This window comes from Maribacter zhoushanensis (assembly GCF_029350975.1).
GTDB classification, from domain to species: domain Bacteria; phylum Bacteroidota; class Bacteroidia; order Flavobacteriales; family Flavobacteriaceae; genus Maribacter; species Maribacter zhoushanensis.
This window is the reverse complement of sequence record NZ_JARKMR010000002.1, coordinates 630,332-650,763: the sequence shown is the minus strand read 5'-3', so window position 1 is coordinate 650,763 and position 20,432 is coordinate 630,332. Positions and strand designations below refer to the sequence as shown.

22 protein-coding genes are annotated in these 20,432 nt (G+C 34.1%); 8 read left to right on the top strand and 14 right to left on the bottom strand.

Features of this window, described 5'->3' with window-relative positions:
* Positions 1–32: 32 nt before the first annotated feature.
* Positions 33–722, bottom strand: a complete 690-nt coding sequence (locus tag PXD56_RS09625) for an SGNH/GDSL hydrolase family protein (RefSeq protein WP_276493122.1) — start codon at positions 720–722, stop codon at positions 33–35.
* A 10-nt stretch (positions 723–732) separates the two neighbouring features.
* The gene (locus PXD56_RS09620) at positions 733–1,191 is read right to left on the bottom strand and encodes a hypothetical protein (RefSeq protein ID WP_276493121.1); all 459 of its coding nucleotides are present in this window, start codon (positions 1,189–1,191) and stop codon (positions 733–735) included.
* Between the two features lie 113 nt (positions 1,192–1,304).
* Between PXD56_RS09620 and PXD56_RS09615 the strand changes: the two genes are divergently transcribed.
* Positions 1,305–1,751 carry a YfiM family lipoprotein gene (locus PXD56_RS09615; protein ID WP_276493120.1) on the top strand — a complete coding sequence of 149 codons (447 nt, stop codon included), beginning with the start codon at positions 1,305–1,307 and terminating at the stop codon, positions 1,749–1,751.
* A 14-nt stretch (positions 1,752–1,765) separates the two neighbouring features.
* Here PXD56_RS09615 and PXD56_RS09610 read toward each other — a convergent pair whose 3' ends face one another.
* The gene (locus PXD56_RS09610) at positions 1,766–3,250 is read right to left on the bottom strand and encodes a S10 family peptidase (protein WP_276493119.1); all 1,485 of its coding nucleotides are present in this window, start codon (positions 3,248–3,250) and stop codon (positions 1,766–1,768) included.
* Between the two features lie 220 nt (positions 3,251–3,470).
* On the opposite strand from PXD56_RS09610, the gene PXD56_RS09605 reads away from it, so the two are divergent.
* The 3 genes from PXD56_RS09605 to PXD56_RS09595 all read left to right on the top strand — a co-directional run bounded on the left by PXD56_RS09605 (position 3,471) and on the right by PXD56_RS09595 (position 8,318).
* Positions 3,471–4,607, top strand: coding sequence for a Gfo/Idh/MocA family protein (locus tag PXD56_RS09605; protein WP_276493118.1), 1,137 nt, complete (start codon positions 3,471–3,473; stop codon positions 4,605–4,607).
* Between the two features lie 189 nt (positions 4,608–4,796).
* Complete coding sequence (locus PXD56_RS09600) at positions 4,797–6,410, top strand: PhoX family protein (protein WP_276493117.1); 1,614 nt, start codon at positions 4,797–4,799, stop codon at positions 6,408–6,410.
* Positions 6,411–6,485: 75 nt separating this feature from the next.
* The gene (locus PXD56_RS09595; protein ID WP_276493116.1) at positions 6,486–8,318 is read left to right on the top strand and encodes a cytochrome-c peroxidase; all 1,833 of its coding nucleotides are present in this window, start codon (positions 6,486–6,488) and stop codon (positions 8,316–8,318) included.
* On the opposite strand, the gene PXD56_RS09590 is transcribed toward PXD56_RS09595, so the two are convergent.
* Genes PXD56_RS09590 through PXD56_RS09580 form a run of 3 tightly spaced genes read right to left on the bottom strand, consistent with a single transcriptional unit; the run spans position 8,315 to position 10,323 of the window.
* Positions 8,315–9,079 carry a TIGR02757 family protein gene (locus PXD56_RS09590; protein WP_276493115.1) on the bottom strand — a complete coding sequence of 255 codons (765 nt, stop codon included), beginning with the start codon at positions 9,077–9,079 and terminating at the stop codon, positions 8,315–8,317. The two genes, PXD56_RS09595 and PXD56_RS09590, sit on opposite strands and share 4 nt — an antisense overlap.
* Positions 9,076–9,633 (bottom strand): CPBP family intramembrane glutamic endopeptidase, encoded by a 558-nt coding sequence (locus PXD56_RS09585; protein WP_276493114.1) that lies wholly within the window; start codon positions 9,631–9,633, stop codon positions 9,076–9,078. The genes PXD56_RS09590 and PXD56_RS09585 overlap by 4 nt, the downstream gene beginning before the upstream one ends.
* A 9-nt stretch (positions 9,634–9,642) precedes the next feature.
* Entirely contained in the window at positions 9,643–10,323 is a 681-nt protein-coding gene (locus PXD56_RS09580) for an ABC transporter ATP-binding protein (RefSeq protein WP_276493113.1), read from the bottom strand.
* 234 nt (positions 10,324–10,557) lie between these two features.
* Here PXD56_RS09580 and folE point away from each other — a divergent pair, with 234 nt between their 5' ends.
* The 4 genes from folE (at position 10,558) to PXD56_RS09560 (ending at position 13,288) form a co-directional block, all read left to right on the top strand.
* Positions 10,558–11,157 (top strand): GTP cyclohydrolase I FolE, encoded by a 600-nt coding sequence (folE, locus tag PXD56_RS09575; protein ID WP_276493112.1) that lies wholly within the window; start codon positions 10,558–10,560, stop codon positions 11,155–11,157.
* A gap of 83 nt (positions 11,158–11,240) precedes the next feature.
* Positions 11,241–11,540 (top strand): hypothetical protein, encoded by a 300-nt coding sequence (locus PXD56_RS09570; protein ID WP_276493111.1) that lies wholly within the window; start codon positions 11,241–11,243, stop codon positions 11,538–11,540.
* A gap of 53 nt (positions 11,541–11,593) precedes the next feature.
* Complete coding sequence (locus PXD56_RS09565) at positions 11,594–12,814, top strand: sulfite oxidase (protein ID WP_276493110.1); 1,221 nt, start codon at positions 11,594–11,596, stop codon at positions 12,812–12,814.
* Complete coding sequence (locus tag PXD56_RS09560; protein WP_276493109.1) at positions 12,815–13,288, top strand: monoheme cytochrome C; 474 nt, start codon at positions 12,815–12,817, stop codon at positions 13,286–13,288. It begins immediately after the preceding gene.
* A 63-nt stretch (positions 13,289–13,351) separates the two neighbouring features.
* On the opposite strand, the gene PXD56_RS09555 is transcribed toward PXD56_RS09560, so the two are convergent.
* The 8 genes from PXD56_RS09555 to serC form a co-directional block, all read right to left on the bottom strand.
* Positions 13,352–13,906, bottom strand: a complete 555-nt coding sequence (locus PXD56_RS09555; RefSeq protein WP_276493108.1) for a type 1 periplasmic binding fold superfamily protein — start codon at positions 13,904–13,906, stop codon at positions 13,352–13,354.
* A 34-nt stretch (positions 13,907–13,940) separates the two neighbouring features.
* Positions 13,941–16,334, bottom strand: coding sequence for a TonB-dependent receptor (locus PXD56_RS09550; RefSeq protein WP_276493107.1), 2,394 nt, complete (start codon positions 16,332–16,334; stop codon positions 13,941–13,943).
* Positions 16,335–16,401: 67 nt separating this feature from the next.
* Positions 16,402–16,707, bottom strand: coding sequence for a DUF2645 family protein (locus PXD56_RS18625; protein ID WP_420828444.1), 306 nt, complete (start codon positions 16,705–16,707; stop codon positions 16,402–16,404).
* A gap of 58 nt (positions 16,708–16,765) precedes the next feature.
* The gene (locus PXD56_RS09545) at positions 16,766–17,080 is read right to left on the bottom strand and encodes a DUF6787 family protein (RefSeq protein ID WP_276493106.1); all 315 of its coding nucleotides are present in this window, start codon (positions 17,078–17,080) and stop codon (positions 16,766–16,768) included.
* A gap of 30 nt (positions 17,081–17,110) precedes the next feature.
* Complete coding sequence (locus tag PXD56_RS09540; RefSeq protein ID WP_276493105.1) at positions 17,111–17,575, bottom strand: DUF6146 family protein; 465 nt, start codon at positions 17,573–17,575, stop codon at positions 17,111–17,113.
* A gap of 67 nt (positions 17,576–17,642) precedes the next feature.
* Positions 17,643–18,275, bottom strand: a complete 633-nt coding sequence (locus PXD56_RS09535; protein WP_276493104.1) for a DUF937 domain-containing protein — start codon at positions 18,273–18,275, stop codon at positions 17,643–17,645.
* A gap of 70 nt (positions 18,276–18,345) precedes the next feature.
* Positions 18,346–19,296 carry a D-2-hydroxyacid dehydrogenase gene (locus tag PXD56_RS09530; RefSeq protein WP_276493103.1) on the bottom strand — a complete coding sequence of 317 codons (951 nt, stop codon included), beginning with the start codon at positions 19,294–19,296 and terminating at the stop codon, positions 18,346–18,348.
* A gap of 62 nt (positions 19,297–19,358) precedes the next feature.
* On the bottom strand, positions 19,359–20,423 hold the full coding sequence (serC, locus tag PXD56_RS09525) for a 3-phosphoserine/phosphohydroxythreonine transaminase (RefSeq protein WP_276493102.1): 1,065 nt from the start codon (positions 20,421–20,423) through the stop codon (positions 19,359–19,361).
* Positions 20,424–20,432 lie beyond the last annotated feature (9 nt).

The window sequence follows — 20,432 nt, the reverse complement described above, 5'->3', positions numbered from 1 at the left end:
CTAGATATTACATTCAAATATTTTGATATATCTTATTTATTCAGAGCTTCTGAAATAGCAGCTTCTACTAAAGGCTCCATCACTTTGTAACCTTCAACGGTTGGGTGTACTTCGTCGGCAGCATATTTCTTTGGAAGACCGTTACGCTCATCAACCATAGCAGAGAAATAGTCCAAATAAATATGACCTTTAGCATCTGCATATGCTTTGATCATTTTATTTAATGCAATAATTTTACCTGATGGTTCTAAACCTGGTTTCCATGGGTAATCGTATGCAGGTAGCGTAGAAGATAAAATGACTTTAATACCATTTGCATGTGCCAATTCTGCCATTCCTTTTATGTTATCCATAATCATCTCTAAAGTGGAAGGACCAGTGTTTCCGGCTATATCATTAGTACCCGCTAAAATAGTTACTACTTTAGGATGTAGTTCAATGACATCTTGTCTAAAACGTATTAGCATTTGTGGAGTTGTTTGCCCGCTAATACCTCGGTTTATGTATGGTTTGCCTTTAAAAAACTCTGGTCGGCTATTTAACCAACCTATAGTAATGGAGTTGCCCATAAATACAATACGATCCTCATTGGCCTGTAATTCTGGCACAGATGAATTCGCTTCTTTAAAATGTTTTAAATCTGCCCAATCTTGTGCGTGTATAGTAGTTAACCCTAATAATGACAGCATACATGATATAATTAATACATTTACTTTCTTCATTTTAAATTTTTTATGCTAGTTGAATTTTTTCTTGTTCATCTTCAGTAACAGGAATACTTTTAATGATATGCTCTTTGTTTGGTCGCTGTACTGCCAAGTAGGCTATTAAACAGATTGAAATGACCAATGGTAATGCATTACCAGAGGTGTTATACGCAAAGAGACCTATGAAAGCTGGTATTTCTATAAATGTATATTTAAGTTGTAATGCAGACTTATATTTTCTTAATTTATCTTCTAATTTGGTTGCTATTTGAATACTGGAAATCATTTTTTTAAAGATCCACTGACTTCCAAAATATCCTACCATTGCAAAAAGTGGCACTACATACAATAACATACCCTCAATAGCAGTGTTAGAGTTGAATGAGTTTACTTTATAAATTACCCAAATGGTAATAATGACCAATACACCTAACAGTAATAAATGTAAAATTGAAAGGCTTTTAATAAAATTCTTTAAATCCATAAGCTATATAATTTTCTAAGATAATATAAATAATAAGCATACAGAATAGATGCCTTTATTAGTATTACCATTTACATGTTGTTCATCTAACAGAATTTTTATCTTTGCCCTGTATGAAACAAATACTTGCGCTTCTTCTTTTCTTGTTTTACGTGCATAGTTCTTATGGTCAGTTTGAGCAAGATAAAGTGCTGCATTTTTTAGGTGGAAATCTTTATGGATTAGTTGGTGCGGGTATTGCAAATGAAATTTCTGACGGAGATAGAACTTGGACGTTTGTTGGTGCCGTAGGTGGTAGTTTGCTTATTGGTTTGGCAAAAGAAGGTATTGATCAAAACCAATACGGAGGATGGAGTAATGAAGATTTACTAGCTACCGTTCTAGGTGGTGTTACAGTAGGCGTTACCATAGATATTTTTAAAAAGAAAAAGCAACGTAAAAGAGAGCAATTGTTTAGAGATGCAATTAAGTCTGCCGATGTTGGGTTTCAAAAGAAATTCCCAACAGAAACAAATTCATTGCTTGTATTGGGAATATCTACTACTGTTCTAGAAAAATAATTTTCTAAGGCTTGTTAATATTTAGCGCTTTTATCCGTGGCAATGGTGCGCTTAATAAAGTCACGAATATCATCATTTGCATTTTTCAAATCTTCTCTTCTCAAATACATCATGTGCCCTGATCGGTAGCCTTTAAAGCTAAACCTATCTTTCATTCGTCCGCTTGGGTCTACTTGCCACATGGTATATTTTGCATTAAAATACGTAGTTGCTCCATCATAATAACCAGATTGAATCATAACGTTCAAATATGGGTTTTGAGCCATTGCCTGTCTTAAATTATCCCTTGTATTATCGTTTTCATTGTTCCAAGGGTGTACAGGACCAAAAAGATTGTATTTCACATCGGTTTTAAAGTTCAATTCTTCTTGTAGATAGTAATTGATTGCTGGTGTAAAACTATGCAGCCAAGACGTAATTTCAGAATTGTAATCTGGTTTCATACCAGCTAGTTGCTTATCAATACCTAAATATCTAGAATCTAATCGTCCTACGGTGTAACCACCTTTTTCTTTTAATAAATTTTTCCAAAAGAAAGAAGTTGGTACTACTAGGTTTTGATTTAAAATGTCTTTTTTATCTAATCCTGAATAATAAGCCATCTTATCCGCTATGGCGTCTTTTTCAGTAGTATCTAAGAAACCGCCTTTTGCTAATGCGGGCATCAATTTATCAATGGTATAAGCTTCTGATTCAGGTAAAATTTCCAATAAATCTTTGCTTTGTAGCGCAGGTGGCAAAGCATTATGATGCCATGCCGCCGCAGTGTAATATGGTAAGTTGATAGCTTCTGCCACAGGTCCTGAATTACGAATTACCTTATAATCTGCCGGAGAGACCATAATTACGCCGTTCAAATACATCCATTGTTGGTTCTGCAATGCTAAAGAAAGTCCCATAACACGTGTGCCACCATAACTTTCACCAATAATATATTTTGGTGACCGCCATTTGTTGTTTCTGGTCACAAAGGTGTTTAACCACTCGGCTAAATACTTTATATCGGCATTTATGCCGAAGAACTTATCTCTATCAACATCTTTACCGCTTGCAGGTATGGTTCGGCTGTATCCGGTATTTACAGGGTTTACGTAAACGATATCGGCAACATCCAAAACTGAATACGGATTTGCACTTACGCCATAAGGCTGTACTGGGTAACCTTCATCGTCAATTTTTAAAACCTTTGGTCCTGTATATGCAAGATGCATCCAAACAGAACCAGATCCCGGTCCGCCATTAAAGGATATCAACAATGGTCTTGCAGCTGAGTCTTTGATATTATTTCTTGTATAATAGGTGTAATGTAAAGAAGCAATAGGTTTTGCATTTTCATCCCATACAGGTTGCGTGCCCGTTTGTGCCGTGTACGAAAAGGTTGATCCATTAATGGTGGCCGTATGCTGTGTTGTAATAACAGTGTCTATAGGTAATTCTCTAGACTGCCCTATGACAACGCTAGCCGCCAAGCAAATTGATAATTGTACTATTTTTTTCATGGTTTGATAAGGTTCTGTTGTCTAACGAAAATAACAATAATCAATCATATTTATGTACTCAAACATCTAATTGAAGTTTTAATATCAATTAATCATTTATGTGGATTATTATAAAGAAAAAGATATAAAATGGTAGTGTAGATTAATAATGTAAAAATGAGGTTGGCAATTATGAACTTCAATGTTTTTTATTTAATTTTCTTAAGAATTGAATATACATATGAAACATATAACAAGGCGCTCTTTTACTAGTTTAACTTCAAAGGGTCTTTTAGGAACAGCATTACTTGGCAGCATACCATTTGCAAAAGGGTTTACTCCTGGGCAAAACAATAAAAAATTGGGTATTGCATTGGTAGGTTTAGGTAGTTATAGTACATACCAATTGGCACCTTCGTTACAAGAAACTGATCATTGCTATTTAGCGGGTATTGTAACCGGTACAAAAGAAAAAGAATCTGTTTGGAAAGAGAAATACAACATCCCTAAAAAGAATATATACAATTACGAGAATTTTGACGATATAGTAAATAACGATGTTATTGATGTGGTATATGTTGTTCTACCTAATAGTATGCATGCCGAATTTTGTATTCGTGCAGCTAAGGCAGGTAAGCATGTTATATGTGAAAAGCCAATGGCTATAAGCGTAGATGAATGCGATGCTATAATTAATGCATGTAATGAGAATGGTGTAAAGTTGGCTGTTGGTTACAGAATGCAAAGTGACCCCTATACCCATGAGGTGAAAAAGTATGTGAAAGAGAAAACATTTGATGATGTACTATTTGTTTCTTCAGATGCTGGTTACGTTTCTAATGGAAATCCTGATCAATGGCGTTTAGACAAATCTCTTTCAGGTGGAGGAGCCTTAATGAATATGGGGGTTTACGCTATACAAACCAGTATATATGGTGCAGGACAAAATCCTATTTCAGTTTCTGCGCAAGAGTTTAGTACTCGACCAGAATATTTTAAGGATACCGATGAAACAATCACCGCTCAGTTTAAGTTTGCAAATGGTGCGGTTGCTCATATGATGACTTCACATAATGCAAATGGTAATAGGTTAAAAGTTCATGGTAGTAAGGGTTGGTTTGAGCTGGATCCCGCTCATAGTTACGGACCAATAAGTGGGCGAACTTCTAACGGAAATACCATAGAATTTCCTTTCAAGAAACAACAAGCATTGCAGATGGATGATTTTGCAAAGCATTTATTGTTAAATACTAAAAACATAGCCCCCGGTGAAATGGGAAAAAGAGATATGATTATTGTTGAGGCTATTTATAAATCAATTTCAGAAGGCGGTAAAGAACAGCCGTTAGCATTAGGTAATTTGGGAATAGTGTCATAAGCATCTTTTAATCAGTAGATTAAAAATTAATTAACATAGCCTTCAAGTTTTGATTACTTCAATTTCAACTTAATTTTACATCTTAACATAAGCATAAACTTCTGTTCATCTATTGCTAATTTTCAGTAAACCTTTCTAAAAGCTTGTCTGTATAGTTTTGGCATTCATAACCTAAAAACTATATTGATAATGAAAAAATCAAAAGATTTACTATTAAAAGCTATTTTCCTTTCTTGCCTAGGAATTGCAGTAATGAGCTGTGAAGGAGAAGATGGTGCTGATGGTATTAATGGAACAAATGGCATTGATGGTGTAGATGGCGCTGATGGTGTTGACGGAGAAGATGGTCAAGATTTAACTTTAGCAGAATCAATTCCATTAACTAGTTCTGTAACTCCAAATGAATTATTTGAGCTTAAAGGTGCTTTTGCAGGTTCTGCCGAGCTTAACATGATAATGTCTTCTGCAGATATATTAGAGTCAGACTCTACGTTTGTATACGGATCTTATATGGACGGTGCTGCCCTTTTTCCTGCTGAAGATGGTAACTATGCTTTAATCAATAATTTAGAAGCAGATTACTCTATTGCAAGAATAATGTTAAACTCTGAACTTCAACCTTTGCAAGGAGATTACATCGTTAATTCTACAGCTACCGCATTTACGGCTATGTGTTCTGGTTCTGCCATAACGGTAGAAGAACACGGATTTGGTCCATTATATCTTTCTGGAGGAGAATGGGGCGGTAATGCTAAAGGTGTTTATAAGGTAAATCCTTTTAGATCAAAAGAAGATAGAGTAGAGGTAGAGAGATTGCCTGCTCTTGGAGAATGGTCTACAGAGAACGCTGTTGCAATAGGTAAGGATGCCTACACTTCACAAACAGTTATTTTTATGGGAGATGACCATAGTGATAATGTGTACCCTCAAGCTCATTTTGGAATGTACGTAGGTCAAAGAGGTGACCTTTACGGCGGAAAATTATATGTTCTACGAGGAAAGAATCCTGTGGAGTCACTACCAGGAGAAGGCGGACAGTTATTTGAAATGGGAATGTCTGAAGATATTGCCTATGACGTAGAATGGGTAGAAGTTACTGAAAGAACTATTGATGAGCTTAACCAAGAGGCTATTGATTTAGGCGCTATAGGTTTTCAAAGAATTGAAGATATTGATTGGAGAAGAGGTTCTGCTGAAGCTCAGAGAGAAATATACTTTAATGCAACGGGTAGAATTCGCGGTGACAACCCTGATCTTAATTTAAGAGGTACAGGTTTTGGTCGTGTCTATAAATTAGAATTGAACGAAAACGACCCAACAGCGGACGCTGTTCTTACCGTAGTTGTAGATGGTGATGTTGAAGGTGGTAAAGGTGATGGTATGCATTCTCCTGATAATATTCTTGTAACTGAAAACTATGCTTACATTCAAGAAGATCCAAACGGTTATTCTGACTTAAACGCTGATATTACTGGCTTTGCGAAGTTGTGGCAGTTAGATTTAAACACAGGTAATTTTGTTGAAGTGATGGAGTGTAATCAAAATTTTGCATCTAGCGTTGGTATAGGAAATACCAGTAGTATGTGGGAGATTACTGGTTTATTCGATGTTACTGATATCATTGGTGCATCTGAACCAACCTTTATTGGTGGTGCTCAAGTACATGGATGGAATTATAGTACTACACCTGACACTGCAGTAAGGGCTGACGGACTTAAATTTGTTGATCCAACTGCAATTAGTGAAGGTAGTGCTTCATTAGAAGGTTCTGTTCTTTTTAAGTTGACAGGCTTACCTAGATAATTAGTTTTATTTAATCAAATTAAAAGGTTCCCTTAATTGGGAACCTTTTCTATTCATATAATTTTACAAAGTAACATGAGAGTATTTCATTGCAAATGGATTTTTGTTGGGCTTATTAGTTTTCTTTTTTCTTGTAAAAATGATAGTACAGAACCACTCTTGGCTATAAATAAGAATGAACAATCAATGTTCAATGACCAAATTCGTGAACAGTATTTTATGGCATTAGATAGTACTTCTTACTATATGAAACAGATAGATACTTTAAATACACTGTCAAAGAATAAAAGTCTATTTCTAAAAAGTAGGAAGTGGTATAAGCGGGTAGAACCTATGTTAATAGCATATGACTACGAAAATTATATATCAATGAACGCTCCAAATTTATTGAAAGTAGAAATTGATGATCATCAAGATATAAGAATTCAAAAGTCAAAAAGTTTTCAGGTTTTAGAAGAATTACTTTATGATGAAAATGGCTTTTCTAATAAAGAACTAAATGATGTTTTAGAGTATTTAAAAATTAGAATACCGTTTATAAGAAATAATCATATTCTTATAACTCAAAGAGATAGGCATCATTTAAAAATGATAAGAGATGCAGTCGTTAATATTGCTACTAAAGGGATAACTGGTTTTGATTCTCCTATGTTATCAAATTCATTAAACGAAGCTGTTTATAATTACGAAACCATATTAAATGTTATAACCATTTATAAGGATGCTTTTGCAAGTAAAGATTTGTATACCAAATGGCAAACTGAAATCAATACAACTATTGATATGCTTAAAAAAGGAAGTTTTGATGAGTTTGATCGCTATTCATTCATAAAGCTACATACCAATAATCAATTGGAATTAGTTGATAAAACAGCTAAAGACTGGAATATTGAATTGAGTAAATCTAGAGCATTAGACCCAACTGTTACCAATCTATTTGATAAGAATTTTTTTAATATGAAAATGTTCTCTATGCAAAAATCTCCTGAAATTACGGAAGAAAGAATTGCATTAGGTAAGCAATTGTTTAATGACAAAGCTTTATCAAGTACGGGCACAATAAGTTGCGCTAGCTGTCATATTGAAGAAAAGGCTTTTACTGATGGTCATGCAAAAGCATTGGGTGTAAATGGCAAAGAATTACAACGCAATTCACCTACATTGACCTATGCAGTTTATCAGCGTTCATTGTTTTTTGATGGTAGGGCAGACGGACTTGAAGATCAAATTGTTGGTGTTACCAATAATAAAAATGAATTTCATATCGATTTAGATAAATTAGAGGAGAAAATTCAAGAAAAACCACAATATAAAGCACAGTTCGATTCTCTATATCATGGTGAAATATCAAACATGAATGTGCGTAACGCCATTGCTACATATATTAGAAGTTTGGCGACTTTCGACTCTAAATTTGATAGAAATATAAACGGGCTAGAAGAAACGATGAGTGAAGAAGAAGTTAATGGTTTTAATCTTTTTATGGGTAAGGCAGCTTGTGCAACATGTCATTTTCCACCGGCTTTTAATGGTACTGTACCACCTAAATATATGGAGAGCGAATTTGAGAATTTGGGTGTTCCTAAAAATGCAAGTTTTGAAAATCCGGTTTTAGATGATGATTGGGGGCAGTATTACCCGTATCAAGTAGATGAAAAGAAACATTTTTTTAAGACTGCTACAGTGCGTAATGCAGATTTAACAGGACCATATATGCACAATGGCGTATATAAAACCTTAGAAGAAGTAGTGGAATTTTATAATGTTGGTGGTGGCTTAGGTATGGGGTTAGATGTACCTCATCAAACCTTACCTTCAGATTCTTTAAACTTAACCGAAATAGAATCTAAGGCTATTATCGCCTTTATGAAAACACTGACGGATAAGCAATTTGAAAAACTGAACTAAAACTTTTCAAATACTCCCAATCCAAACAAGGCAAAATCATATTTAACTGGGTCCAACGGATCCAGTTTTCTTAAATTTTTATCTAACTCTGCAAGTGCTTTGGCATCGTTTTGCTTACGTTTCAGCAAACCTAGTTTTCTTGCTACGTTACCTGAATGAACATCTAAAGGGCAGGATAATTTTGATGCATTTATATGCTTCCAAATACCGAAATCTACGTTTGTAGATGCGTCTCTTACCATCCACCGTAAAAACATATTTATTCTTTTTGCCGCAGAACCTTTTAATGGGTCAGAAACATGCTTGGTGGTACGTTGCTCATACGGTAATTCAAAAAATATTTTCTTGAATTCGGAAATTGTGGGCTGTAGACTATCCTTTGCTTGATGAGTTGTAAAAACTCCCTCTAATCCATTATGATTTTTATAGATATTTTTAAGGCTTTGAATGAAATAGGTTAGGTCAATATCATTGAAAGTTCTATGAACAAAGCCCGCTAATTTTTCTAAATCATCATCCGTATGATTTAATATGAAGTCATATGGACTTTGACCCATTCTTTCCATAAGTTTATGAGAATTATTAATGATGCTTTTTCTATTGCCCCAAGCAATAGTTGCTGTTAAAAAGCCACTAATTTCAATATCTTCTTTGGCTGTAAAAAGATGTGGAATTTGAATAGGGTCTGTTTCTAAAAATTCAGGATTGTTGTATTGAACAACCTTCTCGTCTAAAAAAACTTTTAATTCACTTTTTGTCATTCAAAGGAAATATCTAAAAATTGCATAACTAGTACAGGTATCACCAAAACCATATTATAAAAGGCATGTAGGGCCATTGACCAAACTAGACCATATTTAACTCGTATAAAACCTAAGATAAACCCAACACCAATTTGTGGTGCTACCAATAGTGGTGAAAACAATAATACTTGAGTATTCATTTCAAAGTTACTAATGTGCATGAACCCAAAGGCAATGGTAAAAAGATAAAATATAGGTTTAAAGAATTTAGAATTTTTAAAAAAGACTAAAGGTCCTCTAAACAGTAATTCTTCAAAAAATGGAGCAATTATGACGGCTAAAAAAAATATTAGCAAACCAGAATAGTTTTCGAACAAATCGTCCATAGCATGTTTGCCCATATCTAGTTGCAATAAATTTTCAACTATACTAGCAACCATTAGTAGTAACATGCTAGTGCCTAATGCTATTAATAACAACTTAAAAAAGGTGTTTAATTTATTAGAAAATGATGTGGTTATATCTTGTTTGTAAAACGGATTCTTGGCAAATAAAAGTAGTTCTTGTAGCATATTTATTGCTTAGGCTAAAATGATTTCTTTATCTACAATTTTACCATCTACCATAGTTAATTTACGATCTGCCATTTCTGCCAATTCACTGTTATGGGTAACGATTACAAATGTTTGTCCAAATTTTTCTCGCAATTCAAAAAACAATTTATGAAGGTTGTCAGCACTTTCAGAGTCTAGATTTCCACTAGGTTCATCAGCAAAAATAATAGATGGGTTATTGATTAAAGCCCTAGCAACTGCAACCCGTTGTTGTTCTCCACCTGATAATTCTGAGGGTTTGTGATTATAACGATGAGACAGCCCTAAAAAATCTAAAAGTTCTTTAGCTCGTAATTCAGCATCTGCTTTTGGTGTTTTTTTTATGAATGCGGGTAAGCAAACATTTTCGATTGCCGTAAATTCTGGTAATAACTGATGAAATTGAAAAATGAAACCTATATGTTCATTTCTAAATTTTGCTAAATCTTTGTCATTTAGATTTGTTGTCTCAATATCATTTATAAGTAATGTGCTATCCTTTCTATTAGACTGTACATCTAACGTACCTAATATTTGTAACAATGTTGTTTTACCAGCACCAGAAGCGCCAACTATAGAAACTATTTCTCCTTTTTTTATATGAAGATCAACTCCCTTTAATACTTCTAATTCTCCGTAATATTTATGAATGTTAGAAGCTTTTATCATGGGGTAGGGTGTATTTAAAGTACAGATTAATTGAAATTCAAAATTAACGAAAAAGGATGATGCTAAAAATAGTTATTTGTTTTTAGTTCCTTTCATAATATACTTTACGTAACGTGATTAGATAAAGCAATGCTGCAATATGAACTATTTATGATATTTTTACGTTTGATGATGGAAGAAAATATTAAATTTGTTCAACCTATAATTAATTAGGTTAAACACAAATATGAATTTATGTCCCCTTATAAAAATTTAGAAGAGTACAATCTTGAAATTACCGATGAAGTTAAAAGCAGATATTCATCTATTATTAACGAAATTGGTGAAGATGTAGCTAGAGAAGGTTTGGTTAAAACTCCTGAGCGTGCTGCAAAGGCAATGCTTTTCTTGACACAGGGATATCAACAAGATGCTGTAGAGATACTACAAGGGGCAATGTTCAAAGAAGATTATGATGATATGGTTATCATAAAAGATATTGAACTATATTCATTATGTGAGCACCATATGTTGCCATTTTTTGGTAAGGCGCATATTGCATATATACCTAACGGACAGATTGTTGGTCTAAGTAAAATACCTCGTGTAGTTGATGTTTTTGCTAGAAGATTACAGGTGCAAGAAAGGTTAACGCATGACATTTTAGAGTGTATAAATAATACGCTAAAACCAAAAGGAGTTGCTGTTGTAATTGAAGCTTCGCACATGTGTATGATGATGCGTGGTGTTCAGAAACAAAATTCGGTAACTACAACATCAGGATTTAGAGGTCAGTTTGAAAAGATTGAAACTAGAAATGAATTCTTGAAACTGATCAGTGCCAAACTTTCATAGTCTATTCTATACCTCATAGTATTTAATTTTTAAAATTTGGCATCTTTGTTGCATTCTTTAATTAGAATAACTAATTTTTCAATATGTCAATTTTAAAAGATAAAAAATACAAGCAGCTTTTTATGGGCTTGCTTTTTGATGGTATAGGTATGCTATCATTTGCTATACCTTTTGTAGGGGAATTTTCTGATATTGTTTGGGCACCATTATCCGCTTGGTTAATGACACGTATGTACAAAGGTAAGGTAGGTCAAGCTGCAGGTATATTTACTTTCGTAGAAGAGATTATACCAGGGTTTGATGTTATACCATCATTTACCTTAATGTGGTTATATACTTATGTTTTTAAGGGTGCTAAAAAAGGTCAGACAATAGAAGTCTAAACATACTTTTAATTTTATAAAATCACTTAACTTTATCTAAAATACCATGCGTTTTGAAGAGAAGAAGTTTTGTTTCAAAATCTAGTTTAGGTGGTCTAGCAGCTTTACTAGGAGTAGATATCGTTTTTAAAGAATTAATGCCAGAAGGTTACACACCTGTAGCCTTGCAAGATAATAATCCCTTTAAATTATTTGATAAGGATAAAGGTATGGTCATTTTAAATGACAAACCTTGGAATATAGAGGCGCAAGCCCACCTTTTAGATGATAAAGTAACTCCCAATAAATCTATTTTCATTAGAAATAACGGACTCATTCCTGAGGTAATAGATATAGAAAATTGGACACTTACCATTGATGGGGAGTCTGTAAAACAAACAAAAACATATTCACTCGCAGAGTTAAAATCAAAGTTTAAACATCATTCTTATCAATTGACACTTGAATGTGGTGGTAATGGTAGAAGTGAATTTGATCCGCCTGCTAAGGGAAACCAATGGACTATAGGTGCGGTTTATTGCGCCAATTGGACAGGTGTTAGACTACGCGATGTTTTAGAAGATGTCGGTATCAAAGACGATGCTGTTTACTTTGGTTATCATGCAGCTGATATTCATCTTAGTAGAGACCCAAATAAGGAACCCATTTCTAGAGGAGCACCAATGGCTAAGGCTCTACAAGATGAAACTATATTAGCCTTCAAAATGAACGGAGAAGATATTCCTTTAGCACACGGTTATCCATTGCGTGTAATTGCAGGTGGGTGGCCAGCATCTGTTTCAGGCAAATGGCTGAAACGCATAAGCATTAGAAATATAGTTCACGATGGTACAAAAATGACCGGTACTGCTTATAGAGTGCCTTGTAAACCAGTAGCCCCTGGGGAAAAAGTAACAGATGAAGATATGTGTATTATAGAATCAATGCCGGTTAAATCTTTAATTACATATCCTAAATCTGGTGCTACATTATCCAAAGGAAAAAAATTAAATATTAGAGGGCATGCTTGGGCAGGTGAGTTAGAAGTTACTAAAATGGAATATTCTATAGATTTTGGCGCTACTTGGAAAACGTGTACAATAGAAAAACCTGTCAATAGATTGGCTTGGCAACATTTCTCTGCAACTATTTCATTTCCGCAAGAAGGGTATTATGAAGTTTGGGCAAAAGCTACCGATAAAAACGGAGTAGGTCAGCCAATGTTACTACCCGGATGGAATCCTAAAGGGTATTTAAATAACGCTTGTCATAGAATAGCTGTAAAAATCACCTAGATGAAAAAGCAAAATAATGACAAAGTAAAACACAATGTTAAAGTTCTTTTTAGTAAGATTTGGTTAGTAGGTGTTATTCTAGCTATTATAGCTGCTGCGTTGATATACTTTGTTAAAGATTTAAATCTATCTAACAAGCCTGAAACAGAAATTGTTCAAATACCCGATGATAATGATTTTGATAGAATAGAAAACGGTATTCACATAAACACTGGATTTATAGATGCACCAGGAATGACAGAGACCATACAGAACTGTACCAATTGCCATTCTTCTAAATTGGTTATACAAAATAGAATGAGTGGAGAAAGATGGAAATCTACCATTAAATGGATGCAGGAAACCCAAAATTTGTGGGATTTAGGAGAGAACGAAGCTATTATTATTAATTATTTGGTAACGAATTATCCTCCTAAAAAAGTGAGTAGGAGAGCGGTACTTTCAGATGTTGAGTGGTATAAACTAGAAGAATAGATATAAAAAAGCCTTTGAATTAAATTCAAAGGCTTTTTGTTTAAAATAAGCTGTAGTTATAATTTATTCTACTACTACGGTAAATGTTTGAGCAATGTCAGTTTCTCCACCTGCATCTGCCAAAGTACCATCGTTTGGTTTCGTTGGCTCATGACGTAATGTAATAGTTACGGTACCTGAACCTGCATCACCAGTAGTTAATTCAAATTCAAGACCTATAGGGTTTCCGTCTCCATCTTCATCAGAATAAGTTACTTCTGCAATAGAACCAGTCAATCCAAAGAAAAATTGGTGCTCATCAGATTCTTCAGCTACTTCTTCAGTAATATCTTCTGCTGGAGTTTCAGTTTCATTCAACAATTCTATACTTCCTGAATATGTTGTATTGGCTGTTAAATTGTCTGCCGTTATAACAGGAGCATTTGGACCATCTCCATCTAAATCTTGAGATTGTAATGTTGCTGTACCTTCAGCACTTGTTAAGGTAACTGTCATTGTAGTGATAATTTCTTCTTCGTTTACAATTTCTGGTGTATCGTCATCACTAGAACATGATGTCATTACTGTTGCCATTAAGCTTAATGCTAAAACTGTTTTTAATGCTTTGTTTCTTTTCATAGTTGTACCTGTTTTCATTTGTTAGTAATTATTATTAATAGTTAAAAATTAGGCGCAGACTTATATTTCTGCCCATATCGTCTACAAAATATCGTTGGCGATTTAGATAATCACGATAATTGGTGTTTAATAGGTTGCTTGCACTAAGACCTACATTTAAATCTTTTTTATTTTTTATAGTAAAAGATGCTTCGGTGTTCAGTGATAAAAGGTGATAAGCATCTGGTGGTGTATTGATGTCCAATATTACATTTTCTTGCTGTTCTGGAGAAAATACCTCAATGTTATCAGGGTGTCTTGTTTGTTCAAATACATACTGACTTTCTAAGCTAACAAGAAAGTTGTTCCATTTAGGGTTTGTATATGTAATGCTATTTGTGAAATTGGCAGCAGGTATATTTATAAGTGGCGTATCTGTTTCAGTATCCGTTCCTCTTACCCACGCAAATTTATGATCTGTTCTTATATGTGATGACCAATTATTATATAACGAAGCATCTACACCTAATAGTACGGCATCAGTCTGTCTATAAGACCATACAGGAAAAGCTCCTCTAATTGTGAATTCTACCCCTGTTGGTTCAACTAGTATAAAGTCTTTTATACTGTTTAGAAATGGAGCAACAGTATATCCCCAGGTAATGGTGTTTCTTTCTAAAGATGCTGAGAGTTTGGATGATGTTTCACTTTTAATTCTTAAATCTCCTAATTCTATACGTGCCGCAGAATGGTGTAGACCATCACTGAATAATTCTGACGGATTGGGAGCCCTTTGCGAGTACGCATAATTAAAACGTAAATGATCTTTATCATTCAAATTATAATGCAATCCTGCTGTGCCAGAGAAATTATGGTAGTCAAAAACAGGATTAACTAGTAATTGAGTACCTAAATCTTCAATAATGATATCGGCAAAGTCTACATCATATCCACGTTCTTCCCAACGGGAAACTCTATAGAACTTTTTAGCATCTATTCTACTAAAGTCATAACGAGCACCAGCATCTATAGTCCAATCATTATCAATCTCATAGCTACCGATGGCGAAAAGACCAAAGTCATATTTATCATAATCAGGAATTAGTCTTCTTACGCCTGTATCAGGATTTGCAAAGTTGGTTTGATATCTACCTAATGCACCTACTTTGAAGTCAAAACCTTCTTTAGCATCAAATTTAATATTGGTTAAAACAGAATGTGTTGTTAGTTTTAAATCTAACGATGCTTTGTCTGCATCATCACCTACACGAATATCATATTCAAATCTCCTGTTTTGTTGAAAATCATATTGAGTAGTCCATTTTCCAAATCCTTCAAATCTACGATAGTAGCTAAGTTTTCCTAAATGATGGGTTACCTCTTGATTAGGTTGGGTAATATCATAAGTAAAATCATTTATTATACTAGGTACATCACTATTGATGGCATTAATTAAATCATCTACGTTACCAATATGTGAGGATCTCAGTATACCGATTTCTGAATTAAAGTAAGAGTAATACCCATCCCAGCCTTTTTCAAAATCACGTTTTCCAATATTTAACGATAAACCACTTTCATTAATACCAGTGTTTGAAAGTATATAATCCGGTGCTTCTAAATCTCCTAATTTTTTGTAAGATCCCTGGGCTTTAATGTATAACCCAGATTTGTATGATTTGGTCAGCGAAGATGTAACGTTACCGCCACGACCATTTGATGAAAAATTTAATTGCGTTTTACCAAATAAAGAATCTGTTCTAACCACTGGTAATGGTTCTAGCACAATTACTCCGCCAATAGCATCGCCACCATATTCTATTGCAGCAGCTCCTTTAATAACGCTAATGTTCTGGTTAGCATTGACATCTACGTTAGGGGCATGTTCTTCTCCCCATTCCATGTCCTGCATGCGTACGTTATTGTTTAGAATTAAGATTCTACTACCGTTTAAACCTTGTATTACTGGTTTAACAATATTTCCACCAGTATTCAAGGTTGAAACACCTGCAATTTTCTTTAAAGCATCGCCTAAACTATTACCGCTATTTCGTTCTATATCTTTTACGGATAAGACATTTTCTTGAGCAGAATTGGTAGCTTTAGGTACATCGCCAATTACCTTCACTTCTTTTAGCTCTTCTAAATGATGTTCTAGTCTAATCTCTGAAAAGGTATCGCCATTAATTGTTATCGTAACAAATTTGGTTGTACACTCTGGGTGTGATATTTCTAATTCTATAACTCCATCACATAGATTTTTAAAGGTAAATTTTCCATTTTCTTTAGAAACTGTAGAAAGATTTTTACCAGTGATATTAATAGTTGCACCACTCAACGTACTGTTGTCATGGAAATCAACTATTTCTCCTAGTAAAATTGAATGGCAATCTTGAGCGCAAATAAATGAGCTACAAAAGATTGCGAAAACATATAAATAATTTTTCATTATATAAGTTTAGCGCGTATATGTATCGATGTAGAAATGTATATCGATATATTCTTTGGATAGGGTATTAACCTAGGAAAGGAGGGGGTCTACCAAATATGGCATACCTGAAATAATTTGAAGGAGCCTCTAAAACTAAAGGTGAGATACTTTTACCGGTAAATTTTATAATTGGTAAAAGAATAAGTAATAAAGTAGCAACAAAGGTGAAATCTGAATTGTGATTCTGTACTGCCAAATCACAAATGCTACAATTCTCTATTGAATCGACTGCACTGTCTTGATGAGTATAAACGTGAAAAGAAGTCACCTTAATTAACATAAGGCAAAACAATATAAATACAGAAAAATATGTAAATATTGATTTTTTCACAGAGCTAAAGTACTAAAAGATGTAGAACTGAATGTTAAATAAAACCTAACAAAAATGATTAGAATAGAAATCCTAAACCTAATCTTGTCAGCATTTTTTTTTCAAAAGCCCAAAAGAATTTGAATTGTCCAAATAACCAGCCATATATTACTAATAATATCTGATAAAATGGAAAAATCAAAAGAATTCGTAAAATCCAGTAAATTGTTGTTCCCCACCATGCATCAGGAAAATTACCTTGTTGTAAGCCAATTAAATTTAAAAAAGGCTTCGCAACAAAGACAGAAGATGATCCTGTTATGGCAAATACAATAAAAATAATGGTTAATTGAAAATTGCTGGTTACGCCCCAGCGCTCTTTTAATTTCTGCATGACGTGTATTGAATGCCGCAAATATACTTTTTATATGCGGGGTACAAAAGGACCTAATCGTTGATTGTACTTTCTTTGAAAATAGATGAAATAGTTATATAATTTATAGTTGACTTCATATCCATAATCTATTTGGCTAGAGTAATTAATTTGTAGTTCATATAAATTGGGGTCAAATCTAGAGGGTTGTAAAACTCTATTGTTCCATTCTAAAACCATGATGTAATTTCTATTTTCAAGAAAACTCTGAGAATAATATCCCTCAGGCTTTGCAATGGAGCTTAACCAGACATTAAAACCTGGTTCTATAATAATTATTTCGTATTCAGTTTTATCACTTGAAATTGTAATAGTGTCACCTTGAACTTGTTTAAAGGCCTGCTCTTCATCACTAGATATAGCTAATGATTCTTTTGTAGATCCGCAACTAACCATAAATGATACAAGTACAGTAAGCAATAACAAATTGTGAAATAGTAAATAGGTCTTTTTCATAGAATATAATATACAAAAAAACCCGCTTGCAGCTGCAAGCGGGTTGTATAAATAGAATTTTATAAGATTATTTGCCGAATAGACCTCCTAAAAGACCTCCGATACCGCCACTACTTTTATTGCCACCCATTACCATACCGGCAACGTCATCTAATATGCTACCATCACCATCAGCATCTAACAAAGAAGTAATTAAGCTTTGATTTTCTTGTGGCTGACCACCTAACATGCTACCTAAAAGAGCATTCATGCCAGTACCGTCACTAACGTTACTTTGTGCAGTTTGCTTTCCTATCATTCCCATAACTATAGGAGCAGCTATTTTTAAAATTTGTGCAACTGATCCTGAATCTATTCCAGATTTTGAGCTAAGGGCACTTTCTACCTGAGGTTGTTTGTCACCAAATACATGACCCAAAATACCTGCACCGTCTGCCATAACGCTATCATCAACGCCACCGCCAAAAAGATCGCCTAAATTGTCTAAAATACCACCTGAATGATTACTAGATAATGCACTCATTAAACCTTGGGCACCTTCTGGGGTAGAAACATTTTTTTTCATAGCGCCAAGTATTAATGGCATAGCCATACTTAGTACGTTTGCAGTTTTGTCTGCTGGTTGATTGGTTTGACCTGCAACTCCGCTAATTAATTGTTGCCCCATTGGGCTATTTAATAAATCTAATAATCCTGCCATTGTGATAAGTTAATTTAATGTTTATGCTGTAAAATACGAAAAAGAGTCAACATTATTGCCTTTTAAGCTGCTATTTTAATAGTGATATGATTTGTTCTGCTAATTCTAAGCCTATTCTCTCTTGAGCTTCTAATGTGGCTGCACCAATATGTGGTGAAAGAGAAATACTGGAATGCATCAATATTTTAATTTCTGGTTTTGGTTCAGATTCATAAACGTCTAAACCTGCAAATGCGACTGTTCCATTTTCTAATGCTTCTATAAGTGCAACTTCATCTAAAACACCACCTCTTGCCGCATTTACGATACCTACACCTTTTTTCATATTCGCAAATTCAGATGCACCAAGAACGTAATTGTCTTGACCTGGAATATGTAATGAAATATAATCTGCCTGTTGAAGTAAATCTTCTTTCTGTGTATTCTTTAAATTGAAGGTTACTTTCTGACCATCAAAAAAAGAAAGCTCAAGACTAGTTTGGTCCACTTCTGGGTCACAATACATTACCTTCATGCCTGCGCCAATAGCAAGTTTTGCTGTTGCTTGACCAATGTTTCCAAAACCGAAAATACCTATAGTTTTTCCTCTTAGTTCAGTACCTTTTGAATATGACTTTTTAAGTCCTTTAAAGTTGCTATCACCTTCTAATGGCATGTTTCTATTGGCGTCATATAAAAAACGTACACCACCAAAAAGATGACCAAATACCAATTCTGCTACAGATTCTGATGAAGCTGCAGGTGTGTTGATAACGTGTAGACCTTTTTCCTTTGCGTAATCAACATCAATATTGTCCATGCCAACACCACCGCGACCTATTAATTTTAGGGTAGGGCAGGCGTCTATTAAATCTTTTCTAACCTTAGTAGCACTACGTACCAATAAGGCGTCAATCTTATGTTCGTTTATATAATTGACAAGCTGTTCTTGTGCAACAGTTGTTGTTGAAATTTCAAATCCTGATTTCTCTAATGCGGCTATACCGTTCTGAGAAATACCATCATTTGCTAATATCTTCATATGTTATTCTAAAATTTTTATGTGGAGTAGGTTGTAATTGCAAAGTGTTGCAATGTACTTGTTTACCCTTTTCGCTCCATTTCACTCATTACATCAACCAATACGCCAACACTTTCTAATGAAAGGGCATTGTACATACTAGCTCTATAACCACCTACAGAGCGGTGACCGTTTAAGCCATTAATCCCTGCTTCTTTTAGCATACTGTCAAAAGTTGATTTTAAAACCTCATCTGTAATATTGAAGGTTGCGTTCATTAAAGAGCGATCTTCAATATTTGCAAAACCTTCGAACACAGGGTTTAAATCTATTTCAGAATATAATAATCTAGCTTTTTTCTCATTCACTTCTTCAATAGCGGCAATACCACCCAAGTTTTTAAGCCATTCTAAAGTAAGCATTGATGTATATACAGCAAATACAGACGGAGTATTAAACATGCTATCTTTTGCAATATGCACTTGATAATCAAGCATAGAAGGAATTTTTCTAGAAACTTGTCCTAAAATGTCTTCTTTAACAATTACTAATGTTGTCCCTGCAGGACCCATGTTTTTCTGTGCACCTGCATAGATTAAATCAAACTGAGAAAAATCCATAGTTCTAGAAAAAATATCAGAACTCATATCACAAACTAACGAGCAATCTGTTTTTGGAAACTTCTTAAATTGAGTTCCAAAAATGGTATTGTTAGAGGTAATGTGTAAATAATCTAAACCAGTTGGTACTGAATATCCTTTAGGAATGTATTTAAAATTTTCATCTTTAGAAGATCCAACTTCAACTACGTCTCCAAATAATTTTGCTTCTTTAATTGCTTTATCGCTCCAGGTACCAGTATTTAAATACCCAGCTTTTTTTTCTAATAAGTTATATGCAACCATTAAAAATTCAAGACTGGCTCCGCCTTGTAGAAATAGTGCTTTATATCCTTTATCCTTTAAATCTAATAGTTCAAGTGCTAAAGATCTTGCATTTTCCATCACGGCAACAAAATCTTTACTTCTGTGTGAAATTTCTACAAGTGAAAGTCCAGAACCATTGAAGTCCATAACTGATTCAGAAGCTTTTAACAATACTTCTTTTGGTAATATACAAGGACCGGCGCTAAAATTATGTTTTTTCATTTGTGTGTA